Source organism: Butyrivibrio sp. INlla16 (assembly GCF_900104155.1).
Taxonomy (GTDB): domain Bacteria; phylum Bacillota; class Clostridia; order Lachnospirales; family Lachnospiraceae; genus Butyrivibrio.
In genome coordinates, this window is record NZ_FMYB01000001.1 from 127,459 (window position 1) to 146,610 (window position 19,152).

Genomic DNA, 19,152 nt, shown 5'->3' on the forward strand with positions numbered 1-19,152 from the left:
GTTTACGAAATATGAAATGATTTATTCATAATTCGTACTTGACAGCGTTGATTACTCATGCTTCATCCGCAGCGGCGGGGTTTTCAGTGGTGGCTGAATTTTCAGTTTCCTCAATTTTTTTTGCTTTTTTTGATTGAGTTTTCTTAACCTCAGCTATTTCGCCGCTTTCAGCCTCATCATCTGTTTTAGTTTTCTTGGAGGTGGCTTTCTTTTTTGTGATTGAGTTTTTTTCGGCTGTTGTTTTTTTAGTTGTTGCTTTTTTGGTTGTCGACTTTTTAGTCGTAGTTTTTTTCGCTGTCGTTTTCTTTACGGTTTTCTTTTCAGTTTTTTCATCGACAGCTTCCAAAGCCTTACTCTCATCAACCTCAGCTTCAACTACCTCTTCAGGTTCATTAGTCTTCTCTACAGCCTCTGCCTTCTTCAGTGTTCCTGAAAGTCTCTTAATCCTGAGCATCTCCTCGGATTCGCCCTTTTCCTCAGGTTTAAATCCGCGTTCAGCTTCTGCTATTCTCATAGCCTCTATCTTCTTTATAGTCTCTTCATACTGCTCTGCGGCCTTCTTGGCAGCCTCAAAGAAGCCGTTTATGGAAAGCACTGCCTCAGCAAGTGTGCCTGCATCTTCTATCTGTTGTAACTTCTTCTCTTCCTCAGCGTGAAGGGCATCTCTTTCTCTCTCAAGGCGTGCATGAAAGCCCTTGAACTCTCTTTCATGCCTGGCCCTTAGTCCGGTGATATCCTTTTGGAAAAGTGCCTCTGCCTTTGCCTTCTGTTCATTGAATTTTTCACGCATCTCAGCCTTCTCTTCGTTGAAGCTGTTAAGAAGCGCAGCTCTTTCAATGGCGGCCTGCTGCATATATGCTGCCTTCTCCTTTGCGTACTGGGCCTGAAGTTCTTCCTTTTGCTGCGTGAATTTGCTTCTCATCTCAGCCTTCTCTTCATCGAACTTGGCCAAAAGATCCGCTCTCTCGTCAGCCATCTGTTGAAGGAGCTGTTCTCTCTCCTTGTCGAACTGTTCCTGCATCTCCTTCTCGTGGGCTCTTATTGCCTCACTTTCTTCGGAAAATTCAACAAGCATCTGAAGAAGTTCTTTTCTGTTAAGTTTTCGTAATTCTTTCTGTGCCATGGCTCACCTCTATGAACACCAATCTTTGATCGCAACAATTATTAGATTATGACTTAAAGAATACATTACAAAAAACGCATACACATTATAGCCCAGTGCTATTATTTTCGTAATAGTCATTTTTGACTATAATTTATAAACTTTTTAAGCAAAAGTATAATTGTACTACAATTTTCTATGTCCGTACTTCTTCAGCAGCATGATGGCCAGGCCTGCAAAGGCAAGCATAATAAGAGCCAGTCCGCCAAGATAATATCTCATCGTGCCACTTCCACCGGAATTAGGAAGTGTATAACCTCCGCGCTCATTTACTACTTTAAGCTTAATGAACGGGAAATTGTTTCCCGAAACATAGGCAAGGTTCCAGGTCGTCGTACCCTGACTTCCTCCGTTATTCCTATCCGTAAATCCACGCTTATACCTGTAATCGGAGAGTTTTGTCACATTATTGTAATTGTAATCATAGTAAGTACGCAGATTACTGTCGGGATAAGGATTTCCGTCTTTATCACACTCACGGATATAGTATACATACTGCTGCTCCGCGTCATGCTTTCTTTCAACCGCAACCTCATAAGTCCAGTCATTATCTGCAGATAAAACAATCGCTGACTGTATTAGTTTTATACCATTTATACCGCTTGATGCATCACCCTGATATGCTCCGTCATCGCCGGAGTTTCGATAGGACTGATAAAGGTTTACGAAAACTGCACCAAAGCTCTTTGCACTTTGAGCAGAAACAGGTTGCCCGTTTATTGTCCACTCCTTCTGAATTATGAGATAAGGAGTATTGTGGAGAACAAACTGTGTTGAGCCATCTTTTGCTTTCTCGGTGTATTTGTTGGTAAGTTTATATCCGTTTACTGTCGCTCCGTTCAAAGTAAGCTCTGTTTCCTGGCCTTCATACATACAGTACTCTCTTACAAAGTACTCTATCTTGTTGCCCTTTGAATCATAAGCCGGCATGTCCTCGAAAACTATCGGGTTGGATCTTCCTGTCCATACGCTCGGATATCCTCCTCTTCCGCCAAGTCTTTCCTTCTTTGAATCAGCGGTTGAATTATCGGATACGCTAATGGTCTTGGTTTCGACCAGTGTCTCTTTTCCATCCTCTTTTGAATAGAGTTTCACTATTACATCGAAAATGTTATCCGGTGTCCAGGAATCCGTAAGCGGAGGTCCCACAAGTGAATCCCATTCCTTCACAACATAAATATCCGCACTTGCACCGGTCTTATTTTTAAATGCCACACCATCATCTGTCACTTCATTTGTGCAATATGAGGGCGCCAGAGAATTATTGGCAAATAATGCATCAGTATCCGAGGACTCATAAACTTTGTAATAGTGAATTTCAGCTGTGCCTATCGCTGTATAATTCACCTTTGCAATTATTGCACCCGGATCCATCGTGCAGGTAGTTTTATTGTTTTCGTCGCACTTACCCTCTCTGAAGAGGAAGTAGTAAGTTCCGCCAACCTTCATTTCCCATGCAGCGGGATCGATTTCATAATCAATCGCTTTTCCGTTATTTGCGACCCAGTTGTGATCCGGAAGATATCTTCCCTTACAATCGCCTGTCTCTTCATCATACACCCTTACCCAGAAGTAGTACTTCTCGGTTCCGGGATCCTTTGCATCAAGAAGCTTGTTCATATGCAGCTTAAGAGACATTCCGGTATTGGTAATGCTTACTTTCCTTAGTCTCTCGCATCCTGTGCTCGAATCCTTATAGTTTTCCGTGACAGTAGTTACCTTCTTACCCTCTGTCTCAGCATCTGATGAAAATCCCTCAGGAATCAAAGTCTCTTTTGCATAGTAAACTATCGGCTCTCCCTGGGAATCAAAGGCAGGAAGTGTCTTCCAGGTGTATGTCCATGCCGTGTCAGCACCTTCAACTGTAGGCGTAATATTATCAGTTACCACAACCGGCTCAATACCTGTTGCCTGATCCTGGATATTTGCTGAATTCATCCAGAGCTCTATTTTTACCAGACTCTTATCCGGAAGATTTTTTCCATCAAGTATCCAGTTCTTTGTAACCTCAAAGTCTATTACCTGAGTATTGGTTATTGTTACTTCGCCGCCGTTACCGTCAACAAGCCCAACTCTCTGCCATGAGCTTCCGCCATAGGTAGACTTCATATTCGGAACCGTAGTGCTGTAGCTTACCACATATCCATTTGAAGCTTTGCTTATTCTCACATCTCCACCGGGAAGTACTGCACTTTGCCCGTCCGAATACTTAGTGACATTATTAGCATCAGTGTCACCATCGTCATAGAGTAGCAATCTGTGGTCACCGGCATTAAGTCTTGCCAGAATTGTATTGTAATCAATCACGTTGCCGTAAACATCTATCGCATTTACTTCTGCAACCCTGTAGATAATAGGACTACCCTTTGCAGTAGCTGTTGTCAGGTCTGTAATTGTTTCAGTCCAGTTATTCTCCCAGCTGAGCGTTACTAGTCTGCTTTCTGAAGTAATATCCTTACCATTTGCACGTCCGCATACATACACATAAATGAACGGATATTTAAAGGAATCGTAGTTCCAAACTTTCTTAATCGTAAGACTTCCGCCCTTGGTGTTATTAAAAGCGATATCATCATCATAAACACGGTGTGCAGTATTGCAGTAATTAGGTGCCTGAGAAGGATTCTGAAGAACATCACTGTATCCGTAATATACCCTCTTTTCGCCTTTTTCATCCAGTATAATCTTACCTTCCGTGTCCTCCTCATACATCGGAACGCGGTAATAGTTTATTTCCTGCTTCGCCATACGATAATCCTTAACCTTCACAAGGATGAAGGATCCATCTTTAGTGTAGGGCGAATTGTCAGGAAGTTTATTTTCTGTAAATCTGAATACATAGGTCTGTCCGACAGTCATATCCTTAAGATGATCATTTTGAGATATATCCTCAACCTTAAAGCTTATGTTGTTGCCTGCGTTTTTAATATCAGATTCAACTGTATCCCATCTGGTGTTATTGTCAACAAGTCTCTCCAGCTTGAAGGAGAATGTTTCCGTCACATTATCCTTGGAGCGGTTAATCTTTTTAATAACATTAAATTCAAGCGATCCGCCTACTTCACCCTCGACGTCGCTGATTGTAACGTTGCCTTTGAGCGTAAGGTATCTCTGAACAGTAATCTTATGAATCTCACCGCTTGCATGATTTACAGTGCTTCCAATGATTGTTCCGACGTGGTTACCGGATTCGTGCTTGACATATGCAGAAGGCGCAACAATCGTGCCGGAGGTTAACTGAAGAGTAAGTGCTCCTGTATAGGGCACATATTCGCCGTTAACCTTCTGAACAGGATTTATAATTATCTGATTTGCGACTTCTTCCCAGTCCTGACCGCTCTTCGAGCCGTTCGCAATAAACTGGGTTATTGCATAACCCTTATCTACAAACCTTGTAAGATCAAGATTTATTACCAAGAGCTTGCCGCCAAAACTAAAGCCTCCGTTTTCGGCTGTAATCCAGTTCTGATCTTTTCCGAGAGCATTACCCACATCTTCCCTGAAGTTTCCTGTTGTCGCCTTAATATTCACAACTTCAACCGAATCATTGGTCTTTATATATGCCAGAGATTTTGATAATGAATATGCCTGCGAAAGAAGGCTTCCAACATTTACAGGATAAGGACTTGTTAAAGCCTCATCCTTAACGTCGTCTCCCGTTTTCCTGTAAACCTTGTTCTCATTCTTTACATAGAGATTGATTGTCTGTCCATCCACTTTCTGAATGACATACTGAGGAGAATTACCATTCATATTCTCTACGTAGTTATCACTGAACTTTCCGATAAGGGAATTATCTCCTTTGCCGTTATCCGTAGAAACATACTTCGCTGAATCAGTTATAGGCTTACCCTGAGAATCAAGCTCAAACACGAAAAGATTAGTATACTGCTTAGCATCTACAGGAACAGTATACGTTCCGCTTCCACCGTTACTGGTAATATCTATGCTGAAAGTATGAATCGGATTACCCTCAGCCTTGGAATTTGAGTAAATCGCAAAATTATATCTTCCGGCTCTTGATGCTTTTCTTGTAACCGTGAGGTCAAAACCGCTGATGTGAGTATAAACATTCGTAGAATTACCAAGTGCATTGCCTGCGGCACCACCTTGAAGATTTACAACGGCAACATTTCCTTCAGAGTGAGTTGCAAGAGCAAGGTCATTTGCAACAACGCTGAAATAAATATTATCGCCAAGTCCCTCTGCAATCTGGGAAGATGACATGCTATTATTTCCTGTCCAGGTATAGGTTCCGTTGATAGTTATAGCCCAGGCTGAGAAGGAATCTGTTTCAAACTCAACGCTGTCCTTGTCTCCTTCAAGATTCGCATCACTTTCAGGCATAACTTCGATGGAGATATCTCCTGAGGAGATGTCTGTTGCTTCCTCAGTTGAATCAACATTCTGCATTACTTCCTCGGATACAGGCATGTGGATTACAGTTACGTCCTCCTCATTTTCTGCACCGAGATCCTCTGAAAGCTGGTTCTCTATAAGCTGCATGGAAACAGAAGCTGTTCCCTCGGCAGGCTGATATTCAACGCCATCAAGCTTGAAACAGATGTCATATATAAGAGTATTGGATTTATCGTAAATCTGGGCTTCTTCCTGTCCGCTGGCAGAGGCAATGCTTTCTGCATTCTCGTTCATAGCCTGAAGATATGCATCATAGTTGTATCCGCTGGAATTCTCATTGATTTCGGACACTACAAGCTCAACACCCTCCGGAAGTGATCCGGGATTGGAGAGTTTAACTGTAACAGTTACCTTGTCATTGGTAACAGTGAATGTATCCTGCGTGTTTGCATTAAGATAAGTGAAGGAAATCTCGGAATTCTCAGTGACCTCGATAGTCTCACCTTCAACAGTAACAACTTCATAGGTCTTATATGTAGTTGCACTGCCTTCCTCGATCTTTCTTGTGCCATCTTCGTCTTCCACGATTATCACAATATTCTTTCCTGTAGAGGATGATCCGGAAGCTTCGGAAGTTTCACTATCTGTAGCTGTTTCATTAGCTGTATCTTCCGCTGCCGTTTCAGAACTGTTTTCAGAAGAATCGCTCGTATTCTTCTCCTTCAGTTCAACAGCTTTGCCCTCTTCGATGGCCTTGTCGATCATTTCATCAGTGATATCTTTTTCAACAATGTTTACCGAAGCTACTTTCTTATCCTGATAAGTAACCTCTTTGAAGAAATATCCGTCTATCTTCTCGGTCTCTTCAGCCTTGGAGAGATCGAGATTTTCTGTAAGCTCAAGTTTCTGATCTTCCTTGATATGCTCACCTGCAGAGCTTACATAAACTGCGGTAACAGCGACATCATCTATTATTACCTTTGATCTCTTGCCTTCGCTCTCTGCCACCTCCTCTTCGGATTTAAGATAGGTGATAACAAGCTTAGCATCGGAAGTGACATCATAGACATTTCCGCTTTCATCTGTAGCTTCATAATACTTAAATCCGCTTTCTTCGCCTTCGGATTCAAGCCTTTTCACAGTAATTCCTGTAACAGACACGTCATCAAGGGCTGCACCCACATAGGTGTAACCCTCTAATTCACGTACATCGCTGCTGCCCGCCGTAAGATCAAGCCCCTCCGAGAGATTCATCTCTCTTTCATCGGCTACAGCATTTCCTTCCTCATCCTTAATAAGTTCGCCTGCTTCATCAACATAAGAAACCGCAAGTCTGACATCTGCTGAAAGTTCTATACTCGCAGGAGCTTCCTCTGCAAGTTCCTGCGTTGTTTCTTCAGTTGTCTCTTCGGCATTTTCGTCTTCTATAGCCTCTTCAGAGCCTTCCTCTGTATTTTCTCCATTTCCCTCTTCACCTGAAGACTCTTCACTTTCAGCATATTCTTCGGAACTCTGCTCTGAATATTCCTCGGAATCTCCGGCATCAGCAACGTATTCTTCCTGGCTTTCTTCGGATTCCTCGCCACTGCCTTCTTCGGTATATTCCTCCTCATAGGACTCCTCACCGGACTCCTCGTAGGATTCTTCTGTAATCTCTTCACCGGACCCCTCTCCGGATTCTTCCTCTGAGCTTTCCTCTGCAGCCCCCTCTTCACCGCCTTCAGGACTGCCCAGAGCATCGGGATTAAGAACCATACCTACTTCCTCTGCTCCCTCTTCGGTAACAGCTGAAGCCGCCTTATTCATGGCATATAAAGTAACGGTAGTAATCAGAAGACCGACAACCAGCATTACTGAAAGCCACCTTCTTAAAAAGTCGTGCCTTTTAGCATAATTTTCTACTGTGTTTTTTCGGAAATACCGCTTTGCCATATTTTTCCCTCAAAAAAACCCTGTTTGAAGCTTCTCAAACAGGGCAAATCATCACTGCGAATTGTAACCGCGCTCCTAAAATAAAAGCGCAGGCAGCTGGCTGTCTGATAAGCCTCAGACCCTGTAGCTTTGCGTCACTACCTCACGATAGCTTTGCCCTGAATTCCATCCATATTAAACTACGGACTAAAAAGTCAACCTGTTTGGAAAACTTTTCAATCATAATTGAAACACATTTTCACGTGTTTCACTTATTTTATGATATTATATTTGATTTAAAAAATCAACACTAAATGTCATTTTTTAAATGTTTTTTTCATATTTTTCCATTTTTATGATTATTTCTCTATCTTGTACTTTACCCGTTAAAGCCAGTATTTACAAGGGTTTACATACTTTTTTCCTAAAGAATTTATGCTTGTTTATAAAGTTTATTCTAGGTTAATCATTCTTTCAAAATGTTCGAATTTTGAAAGTTTTTGGGCATAAAAAAACCGCTCCCAAATCATTGGGAACGGTTCGTAATAGTTATGCTATCTTCTGCTTAGCGATCTCTGTAAGAGTCTTGAATCCTTCAGGATCATTTACAGCCATCTCAGCAAGCATCTTGCGGTTGATCTCAACCTCTGCAAGCTTGAGGCCGTGCATAAGGTTTGAATAAGACATTCCGTTAAGACGAGCTGCAGCGTTGATACGTGTGATCCAAAGAGATCTCATATCTCTCTTCTTCTGCTTACGACCAGCGAATGCTGATGTAAGTGCTCTCATAACTGACTGCTTAGCAACTCTGTACTGTTTTGATCTAGCGCCTCTATAGCCCTTAGCGAGCTTTAAAACTCTCTTATGCTTCTTCTTGGCATTCATGCCACCTTTAATTCTTGCCATTTCGTTTTCCTCCTAAATTAATTTCGAATAACCGGTACTGCTCTTATACGATAATACTTAAGATTAAACGTAAGGCAGAATCTTCTTCATTGTCTTTACATTGGTAGCGTCAACTACTGCTGCCTGTCTGAGATTTCTCTTTCTCTTTGTAGACTTCTTTGTAAGAATGTGACGCTTGTACGCCTTGTTACGGATCAGCTTACCTGTGCCTGTTACCTTGAAACGCTTGGCAGCAGATCTGTTTGTTTTCATCTTGTGCTGCATAACTAAATCCTCCTATGCTTGTAAATTATTTCATTATCCGTCCGAAAGGACAGTGTAATCATCCAATAATCAAGCTGAACAATTACTTATATATGTAACTTGCCTTGTGAGCAAGAGACATTACTTCTTCTCGGTAAGGAACATAGTCATAGAACGTCCCTCAACCTTAGGCTGCTTATCTATCACAGCGATATCAGCAAGAGCCTCAGCAAAATCTGTAAGAATGTGCACACTTGCTCCCATGTGAGCCATCTCACGTCCTCTGAATCTCAAAGTAACTTTAACTCTGTTACCCTTCTCGAGAAACTTCTTAGCAGCGTTAACCTTTGTATTAAGGTCGTTAGTGTCGATATTGGGTGAAAGTCTTATCTCCTTAATCTCGACATTTTTCTGCTTCTTACGTGCTTCCTTCTCTTTGCGAAGCTGCTCATACTTGAATTTACCGTAATCAACAATACGGCAAACCGGCGGCTTAGCATTGGGTGCTATCTTAACCAGATCAACTCCGGCCTCATCAGCAAGCTTTCTGGCATCCTGAATTGACATAACGCCGAGCTGCTCATTGTCTACCCCAATAACACGAACTTCTTTGTCTCTGATCTGTTCATTGATGAATAAATCGTTATTGCTAATAGCTTTGTACCTCCAAAACTTGTATAAAAAAAGTGGACTCACAAAGGAAGTCCACTTAACAATCAATCAGAATAACCGCGTAGTCCAATATCTGCGGTATCTAAGATGTATTAACACCTGCAAGCTTTGCGCCACAGGGTGAGAGTGGAAACCTCTGCTTTGTTTTACATACTTGGATAATATAACACTCTTATCGTTATACTGTCAATACTATTTTTTATAAAAAAGCAAACATCTAAAGATTACATCTCAATCTTACAGGTAACCCCAAGCTTTGAAAGCTCTCTGTCTACCTGTTCGTAGCTCTCAAACAATATTGACTTCATTCCGAAATCACTTGCAGCATCTACATTTCGTTGAAGATCATCTATAAATACACACTTACCCGGAATAAGGTCGTATCGTTCGCATATAAGTTCAAAGATTTTTCTGTCGGGCTTTATTATCTGTTCCTTATAACTAAGAATTCCGCCATCAACCTCATCAAGGAATTCCTTCATAAAGGGATTGGCATCCTCAGCCTGCTTTGAATAATTGGAAAGAACAAAAACCTTAAAGCCTGCTTTCTTAAGCGCTCGTATCCAGGGAATAGTCCGCTCTCTCTTCTTCAAAAGACCACTAAGGTCAGAGAAAACATCATACAACTCCGCTTCCATGGAAGGATTGTTTTTTACAAACCCCTGTATTACTTCCATAGTATCGAGAACGCCTCTGTCGAACTCATCCCATGCAGGCGATTTAATGCTGGCTTCTGCAATTTTGTTTACTGTATCCTCAACGTAGCCCTTGTCCTTTATGAACTGTTCCCAACAAAAATCAGCGAGAACTCCACCAATATCAAAAATCACGCTGTCTACTTTCCCGTTGGATGCCTTGTCGGATTTCCTTGACACAGAGGAAGTCTCGGATTTGTCTGTGGATTCCTCAATATTCAGGTCTTCTGCCATTATCTCATCCTCAGATTCGTCTTTCTCATTTCTCCCGTAAGGATCAGGAGATGCCACTGTCCTCTTCCCTGTTACGGTTGAAAAAGCCCATACAAAGAGCCATACTACTATCGGTATTGCAGCAGTAGACACAGCAGCTGTGATAAATGCACTCGGCGTATCAAAGGTCCCTCGAACAGCCTTTATGAAAAAGATACCGTTTACTCCGAGAAGAACCAAAACACCTATTATTGCCAATATACGTCTGATAAGCGGAGTTTTATCATTATTGCCTCGTTTAGCCATGTATAATCCTCAATTATTTAATCGGGCTCTCGCGATAGATGATATCTTCTCTGGCAGGTCCATTAGATACCATGGTGATCGGATATCCTATCTCCTTCTCGATGAACTCGATGTACTTACGGCAGTTCTCCGGAAGATCTTCATACTTCTTTATGCCACGGATATCGCTCTTCCATCCGGGAAGTGTCTCGTATACGGGCTTAGCCTTCTCAAGTAGATGTGTTACAGGGAAGTCCTTGGTAACCTCACCATCAATCTCATAACCAACACATACAGGTATCTCATCGAGATAGCCAAGTACGTCAAGAACAGTGAAAGCAACGTCGGTTGCACCCTGAAGTCTGCAGCCGTACTTACTTGCAACGCAGTCATACCATCCCATACGACGAGGACGTCCTGTAGTTGCACCGTACTCACCGCCGTCACCACCGCGTCTTCTGAGTTCATCAGCTTCTTCGCCAAAAATCTCTGATGTGAAAGCACCTGCTCCTACAGCAGAAGAATAAGCCTTGTTAACTACTACAATCTGCTTAATCTCATAAGGTGCGATACCTGCTCCGATTGCTCCGTATGCAGCCAATGTTGAAGAAGAAGTAACCATAGGATAGATTCCGTGGTCAGGATCCTTCATAGTTCCAAGCTGGCCCTCAAGAAGAACTGTCTTATTTTCCTTAATTGCTTTCTCAAGGAACAACGCAGTGTCTGCAACATAGGGCTTAACCATGTCTCTCCACTCATGAAGAGTATCAAGAAGCTCTGCAGGACTGATCTCCGGCTTGTGATAAAGCTCCTTAAGAAGGATGTTCTTTGTAACAAGAACTCTCTCTACCTTCTCCTTTAAAAGCTCCTCATCAAAAAGTTCATTAACCTGGAAACCGATCTTTGCATATTTATCTGAATAGAAAGGTGCGATACCTGACTTTGTTGATCCAAAAGACTTACCGCCAAGTCTCTCCTCTTCATACTGATCGAAAAGAATGTGATAAGGCATAACTATCTGACAACGATCTGAAATAAGAAGATTCGGAGTCGGCACATTTTTCTCAATTACTGAATTAAGCTCTCCGATGAGTACCGGAATATTAAGTGCCACACCGTTGCCGATGATATTTGTTATATTTTGGTGGAATACACCTGAAGGAAGAGTATGCAGTGCAAACTTACCATACTTATTAACAATGGTATGTCCTGCGTTCGCGCCTCCCTGAAAACGTACAACCACATCAGCCTGATCGGCCATCATATCTGTGATCTTACCTTTTCCTTCGTCTCCCCAGTTTGCTCCAACTACTGCTTTAACCATTTTATTTCTCCATTCTGTGTTACACGGTTTAGTTTACTAAAATAACCACATGATAATATACTACAGAATCCTCCATAAGTAAATTATTTTGCAAAATGGATTTCATATTATGAATAAAAAAATCAGCAGATACAAAACCGCCTGTTTCGATCTGCTGACTTGAATTTACATTTAATTATGTATAAAAAGGTTCATTCCGCCTTATCAAGAATATAGTTCCACAGTCCTTTATTGGGCTTTGGTGAATAATGCACCCCGTCTTTCGAATCAATAGATACCTTATTTGCGATGTAGTCGTTCATTGATACGGTCTTTACCTTTTTCTTTTTTCCTGCCCAGTCCATCAGCTGGATATTAAACCTGTTTATAACTCCGGTGTTGAAAAGCGGCTGTCCGCCCTCATCAAGAAATGCGTCCCTTGTCATTCCAACAGAACAAACCACCAGCTTTTTCCCTTTCGAAACAAGCCCGTTGTATTTAACTATATAAGGCTTAAAATGACCGAAATCATTTGCTCCCATCCAGGTTATTATCATGTCGTAGTCGCTAAGATCCGAATGATCAAGTACTTCTCCAAGGAATCTCACATTTGCGCCATTCAAAGCACAGACAACTATATCGTTATGAACCTCGCCAAACACCGATTCAGCCGTTGCCGAGAACAGGTCAACGCTTCTGGAATCACCTACATAAAGTGTCCGCACAGTACTCTTTGCTACAGTGACATATATATTGCACTTATAAGATTTTTTCTTTTTTGTTTTGTAAACAACCTTAACGTTTGCCGTACCGTACTTATTAGCTGTGATTATTCCGGCATTGTTTACTGATGCAACCGACTTCTTATTGGAACTAAACTTCAAATATTTATTGTTTATCTTTTTTCCCTTAGATTTAACAACAATCTTTATCTCTTCACCGATTGCCACCTTATCATAATATCTTGGCTTTTCTGCGGGTAATTCAACCGTAAGCTTTTTTTGCCTGCCCTTAGGCGCCTGCTTTAATACGGTTTCAGATTGTCCCTCCTGCTTTTTTGTCTCTTCCTGACTTTTTCTTTCTTCCTGCTTTTTTACCTGTTCCTGCTTTCCGGATTCTGCCTGTTTCTGAGAGTTTTCCTGCTTCCCGGTAGTCTTATTCTGCTGGCTTTCCTGCTTTTTGGCATTTTCTCCTTCAAATTTCTTTTCTACCTCACTAATTTCCTCGCCATCATCGTCGTCTTCTTCATCTTCTTCAACATCATCTTCTTCACCTTGCTCTATTTCCTCAACTTCGCATTCCTCTTCCTCTTCTTCAGCAGCATATACTTTCACCGGTTTTGCACACGGAATCATCTGTAAAAAAATAAGCATGGCACACAGAAGCACCAATGCTGTTTTTAGCTGCTTAAACATAAATTTTCTCATTGTTACCCCCGTTCCTCCCCCGTAAAGACTGCGCCTTTTCACGCTTTTGCGGGAAATCATATTCGTTATCTATATTGTACTGATAACATATAAATATTATTGATAGAAAAATTATCAATATATAAACCCGGGGTGAATTCTTTTAGAGTACACTATTATTTTTTTGTTACGATTAATAAAGAGAAATAAAAATTGTAATGAAATAGGTAGATAAAAAAAGAGAACCGGGCCAAAATGCCCGGTTCTCCTAAAGAAACACCTTCATGTAATATTTATGAAATTTTACTTTATTATTTCATAATCATAAGATGCAAAATCAGCCTTAAGCGAGATCTTGTTTCCGTTATTCTCCCATGTAAAGGTAAGAACCGAACCATCCTGCTTGAGATCAAGCTTTGCATCAAAACCGAATGCCGGATCGGTATTACGAAGTCTCAAAAGTTCAAGCTGCTTCTGCACAACCGGTTTACTAAGCTTTTTCAGCATCTCCTCATTTGAAAGATTTGTGCGGTTAATCTCCTTGTGTCCGCCCGCGCCAGCTCGTTCTACTGCAGCGTAGTCGTTCTCTCCCGCAAAAAGATCGAGATACCATACCTGAGGCTTGCCCGGCATGAACATCTGAACCGCTCTCGCAAAGAGCATCTTCTTATCATCAGCACCAAGAGCGCTGTAATAAGTTGAATTTACCTGATAGTACATATTCTTCTGTCCGTGAAGATTCTTAACAAGTCCGCCTCTTCCGACAATAGTCTCTATCAGCTTCTCGATTTCCTCATCGGGAATAAGGCCCTTCAGATCAAGAACCGGTATGCCATCGTGGCATCCAAGCATATTTACCACGCGGATTTTCTTATCCACAAGTTCCTTAGCCCAGCATGCAAGGGCTTCACCGTTTTTCTGCTCCATCGCATAGATAAGAAGTCCAGGAAGGAAGAAATCATAGGTCATATAGCCCTTGCCTGCAACCTTCTCATAGATGCCGGCACCATAGCTGTCGTGAATCTCAGGAAGGAGTCTCAAGCTGTTCTTATCTGCAATAGTCCTTACCTTCTCAAGAACATCCCAGGTATCAGGCTCGTTAAGGAAATTCTTCTTACCAGGCTCCTTAGGAGCATAAGCAAAAGCATCAAGTCTAACGATGGCAGCTCCATATCCTGAAAGCGCCTTAAGTGTATTCTCATAGTGCTCCCAGACAAGATCTGATTTGATATTCAAATCCATCTGTCCGAGATATTTTCTTCCGTTTGCAAGGAATTCAAGAATTGCCTCGCGATATTTTGCATATTTACCGAAATCTATTTCCTCCGGCTTTTTCCCCTCATCAAGACCCTCGCAGACACACTTCGCAATATTCTCTGCAGTCATATACTGAATTCTCTCGGATCCCTGTCCGTTAAATTCCTCTACTGCATTAATAATGTCCTGAGCATCCGGTCTTCTGTACTGAACCTCCTGATAGAAGGTGTTCCAGTAAGGTATCTCCTTTCCGTCAGGCATTCTTACCATAAGGATCGGAAGTCCGGGCTTTCTGAAAAACATGTCCTTTATGTACTTCTCATCAGGCTGGATATAACCGTCCTCGGTCATCTCTCCGCAGCCATCCCAGAATTTGTTCCAATTTATGAAAAAGTCTGCATATTTTGATTTCTCACCGTTTTTCAGAAGATCCTGGAACTGCGGTGAAAGAACTGATGCATGATTTAAGATGAAATCAAGCTTAAGGTCAATTCCAAGGGCGCGGAGTCTGTCCAAATCAGCCTTTGAGCCAAGCTCCTCATTAATACCATAATCAATTACGGAAAAGCCCCTGTCCAGATCAGTATTGTAAATGCTCGGAAGGATATAGAATGAACTGAAGGTATCCTTAAGTTCATCCTTCTCAAGGAAGGTTACAATATCGCCGAGTGTACCACCGCAGCTGTCGGGGTAAGCATTCAGCATAGGTCCGTTATCTACAAATTTACTCATTGTGTTTCCTTTCTTTTTTGCCTTCCCCACTGGAGAAGGTGCCCGAAGGGCGGATGAGGTTTTCAGATACCCATCAATTTCTTATAATCATCGTAGCTTATAATTTCACCCTGCTTGCTGACAATTATCTTAGCCTTGTGAGCCTGTGCCATAAGCTTGTTCTGCTCAAGTTCAAGAACCATCATTGTAAACGGACTGTCTACTTTGCCGTCACGTGCACGGCTTCTTCTGTGCTCAAGAGTCTCCTGAGGTGTGCTGTTAAGAAGAATCGGGATATCAACCTCTTTCATGCAGTCAGTATTGCCGTGAGTCCACTCTATGATAAGAACCTGCTTCTTTGACATATCAACTTCGTCGTACCAGAGTGTGCATTCATCTCTGCCCATTCTCTTGAGCCAGAGCTTGTCCGCACCATCTTTAAATGCGGCAAGAATACTGTCTACTTCAGCAAAATCAGTTTCTGCGGGAGTCCCGAGGTATTCGGAAAGGCCCTTTTTACCTGCTTCAAGATATGATGAAAACCAGGGATTCTCCTTTGCATGTTCTGCATTGGCATCATCGCCCTGTTCCTGCCACTCCTGAACCTTCTTTAAGTTCTCTGCGTTCATCGCACCGCCGTCTACCATTCCACGGATAGCGCACTGTCTGAATGTGTGAAGTCTCTCCGCATCATTATACATAGGAATGCGATGAGGATAGTTGTCTCCTGACATTGTGTAGCTTCCGATACCGGACTCTTCAAGCATATAAGAAAGAAGTGAAGCAATCTCCGACTTTCCTACACCTGATCCTCCGCATACGGTAATAACCGCTCTTCCGTAAGGATTAGCTGCTGTTACCTTTGTAAGCTCCTCCAAAAGTCTGGGGAATATTGTCTTTGCCTTGGCGATGTGACTTTCGCCGATCTCTATCTTATCTCCGGGCATGTCTCCATGCGGTATATCCGAAGGAATCTGTATATCCTTTCCTCCGAGTGTGGAGGTCATGTCTGCGGTTATTGCATTCATAGGACTAATTTTGCCGTAAACAGTGTTCATTTCTACTTCCTTTCAAAAATAATTTTGGGGTGTTTTTAACTTTAACGCAAAAGTTTCTATATTTATGTGCATTTCGAGATTTTTGACAGCGCATTTTCGCTGTGTTATTTTTACACTATAATCATTTTTGAACTTTTGTAAAGTTAATTTTTTTAGTTAATGGATTTTTTATGATTACAATTAAGGAAATCGCTAAGCAACTAAATATGAGTACGACCACTGTTTCCAACGTTATACACGGAAAAACAGGTGAAGTATCTCCGGCTACAATTAAAATTGTAGAAGATTATTTGAAAAAAGTTGACTACGTGCCTAACATCAACGCACGCAATCTTGCTCAGAACGAGTCAAAGATTATAGGCGTGGCGCTCAAGGCAAGAGCCGACAAGTATGAGAATCTTCTAATGGATCCTTTTGTATCCGAACTTATAGGTGGTATTGAGGAATCGATACGAAATGCCGGCTACTTCATGATGCTCTACATCTCAAGTGATACTACCGAGATCATGAGACATGTTTCCACCTGGAACGTTGATGGTCTACTGCTCTTCGGAATGATTGATAACGACGGTATCCGCGTCAGCGAACGCTATAAAAAGCCTATCGTCTGCATTGATACCTATAGTATAGAGGGACTAAAGCACTTTATTAACGTTGGTCTTAATGACAGACAGGGATGCTTTGACATGGTTAACTATATGATCAAGCTTGGCCATAAGAAAATAGCATTTCTTTCAGATAATATGAACGGCGTAGACTATGAGCGCTTCTCAGGTTACAAATATGCTCTTGAGGGAAATGGTATTCATTATGAAGAGGACTGGTTCCTTAAAATAAGGCCGAGAAGTGATGAAATAGAGGAATCACTTGAGGAAATCTGTAAAAGAGCTCCCGAATTCGACGCCATCATGTGTGTATCCGATTTATATGCGGTTCAGCTGCTCTCCGCTCTTGAGGATCGCGGCATAAGAGTTCCCGATGATATCTCAGTTGCCGGTTTCGATGATACTCTGTTTGCACAGTTCCATCGCCCTGCCATAACCACTGTTCATCAGGATGTGAAGCTAAAGGGAATAACTGCCACCGAGACACTTCTTAAGAGAATTCGAGGTGAAAAGACTCCTAACCAGATACAATTACCGACAAAACTTATAATAAGAGATACTGTTAAAAAAATAGAGCCTGTCGAATAAACTTAGTTTCCAAATTCGATATAAATCAAAGAAACCGGTGAAGGTGTTAACCTCTCGGTTTCTTTTTTTGTCCCAAAAAGTGTACATGTTACACAACAAAAACAGGGCTTACTACGAAAACGATTGAGCAAAGTGCCGACAAATTATAAACAGGATTTTTATTATTTTTTTAAAAATTTAATAATTTATATAAAGCCAGTCGTAGTCAGCTTTTACGCGTAAGGTGTTGCAAAATCTGGAGACTTTAGAATTTTTTTACTTGCATTTTGATTATTATCGTGATATTTTAGTCTAAGCATAAAACTTATGCGCAAAAGTAACCGCCAATCAACACATCTGATTGGCAAAGTGCACAATTAAGGAGGGTAACATGAAAAAGAAAGTATTATCTATTCTTCTGGCTGGAACAATGGTTCTTAGCATGACAGCTTGCGGCGGCAACTCAGGTTCAGGTGCCGACACATCTGCTGATACAGCTGAGTCTACAGAGACAGCCGCTGACACAACAGAGGCTGCTGATACAGCTTCGGACTCTACAGCTTCGGACTCTACAGCTTCTGCAGGAGCTATCCGTCTTCTTAACGGTAAGCCCGAGATCAACGATCAGCTCAAAGAGCTCGCTGAGCTTTACAAGTCTGAAACAGGTAACGAAGTTGCTATCGAGACAATCGGTGGTGACACAAGCGCAGGTGATGAGCTTAAGAAAATGTACCAGGGCGACAACATGCCTGACATCTTCGTAATCGAAGCTAACCAGGCTGCTACATGGGACGGCATGCTTGCTGATCTTGCAGGTGAGGAATGGACAGATAAGACAGGATTCGAGCTCGTTGATGCTAACATGGGCACAATCGGATTCCCTTATACAGTAGAGGCTACTGCTCTTGGTTACAACGCTGACATCCTTTCACAGTGTGACGTTGATCCTTCTTCTCTTACAAGCCCCGCTGCTTGGAAAGAAGCTTGCGAGAAGATCGACGCTAAGAAGGATGAGCTTGGTCTTACAGCAGTATTTGCATGGTGCGCAGAGCCCACAAACCTTGGATGGTCTTCAGGTACACACGTATTTGGTCAGTACCTTGATGCTGGTCTTAAGGCTGATGACACAAAGTACATCGACATGCTTAACGATGGCGGTACAATTGATGAAGCAAGAATGAAGGATTTCGCTGAGTTCGTTGGAATGATGAACGAGTATGCTGATAAGGATCACCTTCTTGTTGACGGAACATATGATGAGCAGGTTGCCGGATTTAAGGAAGGCAAGTTCGCATTCATCACACAGGGTAACTGGTGTGTAACATCTCCTGATGATGTAAGCTTTGAAGTTGGTTTCGCTCCTTATGCATTTGAGGATGGTATCAACACAATCATCGCTGGACCTCCGTCATACTGGGTAGCTTACAAGGACGGCAACGTAGATGCAGCTAAGGCATTCTTCAACTGGTGCGCAGGTTCTTCTGCACAGGATATCCTTGTAAACAAGGCTGGTCTTGTATCTCCTTTCGATGATTGCGAGTTTGAAGCTACAAATCCTTTCTACAAGAGCATGAAGAGCTACATCGATGCTGGCAACTACAGCGGATGGCACACAATGCTTAAGAAGGATGGGCTTCAGAACGAGACATGTCAGGTATTTGCTGATTATGCTAAGGGATCAATCGCAGATGCTGACGAGTTCGTATCTAAGATTTCTGCAGTAATCAAGAGTTACTACGCTGAATAATCAAAGTTAAAAATTGTTAGTTCTCGGGCAGAGCAAATGCTCTGCCCGATTT

General features: G+C 42.0%; 12 protein-coding genes and 1 riboswitch. Of the genes, 2 read left to right on the plus strand and 10 right to left on the minus strand.

Translation table 11 applies throughout. The annotated features are described in order from the left end of the window. Positions 1-55: 55 nt before the first annotated feature. The 10 genes from BLR42_RS00475 to BLR42_RS00520 form a co-directional block, all read right to left on the minus strand. Positions 56-1,123: a hypothetical protein gene (locus tag BLR42_RS00475; protein WP_091865632.1), complete on the minus strand. Its 1,068-nt coding sequence runs from the start codon at positions 1,121-1,123 to the stop codon at positions 56-58. Between the two features lie 165 nt (positions 1,124-1,288). After that, a complete protein-coding gene (locus BLR42_RS00480) occupies positions 1,289-7,453 on the minus strand; it encodes a Cna B-type domain-containing protein (protein ID WP_091865635.1) in 6,165 nt (2,054 codons plus the stop codon). A gap of 88 nt (positions 7,454-7,541) precedes the next feature. Then, a riboswitch (cyclic di-GMP riboswitch) is annotated at positions 7,542-7,621 on the minus strand. Positions 7,622-7,981: 360 nt separating this feature from the next. Further along, a complete protein-coding gene (rplT, locus tag BLR42_RS00485; RefSeq protein WP_022760515.1) occupies positions 7,982-8,338 on the minus strand; it encodes a 50S ribosomal protein L20 in 357 nt (118 codons plus the stop codon). Between the two features lie 63 nt (positions 8,339-8,401). Continuing rightward, positions 8,402-8,602 (minus strand): 50S ribosomal protein L35, encoded by a 201-nt coding sequence (gene rpmI / locus BLR42_RS00490; RefSeq protein WP_022760514.1) that lies wholly within the window; start codon positions 8,600-8,602, stop codon positions 8,402-8,404. Between the two features lie 120 nt (positions 8,603-8,722). After that, positions 8,723-9,235 (minus strand): translation initiation factor IF-3, encoded by a 513-nt coding sequence (infC, locus tag BLR42_RS00495; protein ID WP_026498495.1) that lies wholly within the window; start codon positions 9,233-9,235, stop codon positions 8,723-8,725. 242 nt (positions 9,236-9,477) lie between these two features. Further along, on the minus strand, positions 9,478-10,467 hold the full coding sequence (locus tag BLR42_RS00500; RefSeq protein ID WP_091865638.1) for an HAD family hydrolase: 990 nt from the start codon (positions 10,465-10,467) through the stop codon (positions 9,478-9,480). A 13-nt stretch (positions 10,468-10,480) separates the two neighbouring features. After that, positions 10,481-11,770, minus strand: a complete 1,290-nt coding sequence (locus BLR42_RS00505; RefSeq protein ID WP_022760511.1) for an adenylosuccinate synthase — start codon at positions 11,768-11,770, stop codon at positions 10,481-10,483. Between the two features lie 191 nt (positions 11,771-11,961). Then, a complete protein-coding gene (locus tag BLR42_RS00510; RefSeq protein ID WP_091865640.1) occupies positions 11,962-13,176 on the minus strand; it encodes an Ig-like domain-containing protein in 1,215 nt (404 codons plus the stop codon). Between the two features lie 282 nt (positions 13,177-13,458). Next, positions 13,459-15,144: an alpha-amylase family protein gene (locus BLR42_RS00515; protein ID WP_091865643.1), complete on the minus strand. Its 1,686-nt coding sequence runs from the start codon at positions 15,142-15,144 to the stop codon at positions 13,459-13,461. Between the two features lie 62 nt (positions 15,145-15,206). After that, the gene (locus tag BLR42_RS00520) at positions 15,207-16,130 is read right to left on the minus strand and encodes a nucleoside/nucleotide kinase family protein (protein ID WP_026498491.1); all 924 of its coding nucleotides are present in this window, start codon (positions 16,128-16,130) and stop codon (positions 15,207-15,209) included. 221 nt (positions 16,131-16,351) lie between these two features. On the opposite strand from BLR42_RS00520, the gene BLR42_RS00525 reads away from it, so the two are divergent. Both BLR42_RS00525 and BLR42_RS00530 read left to right on the plus strand, forming a co-directional pair. Next, complete coding sequence (locus BLR42_RS00525; RefSeq protein WP_091865646.1) at positions 16,352-17,374, plus strand: LacI family DNA-binding transcriptional regulator; 1,023 nt, start codon at positions 16,352-16,354, stop codon at positions 17,372-17,374. Positions 17,375-17,744: 370 nt separating this feature from the next. Then, positions 17,745-19,100, plus strand: a complete 1,356-nt coding sequence (locus BLR42_RS00530; RefSeq protein ID WP_091865650.1) for an ABC transporter substrate-binding protein — start codon at positions 17,745-17,747, stop codon at positions 19,098-19,100. Positions 19,101-19,152: the final 52 nt, after the last annotated feature.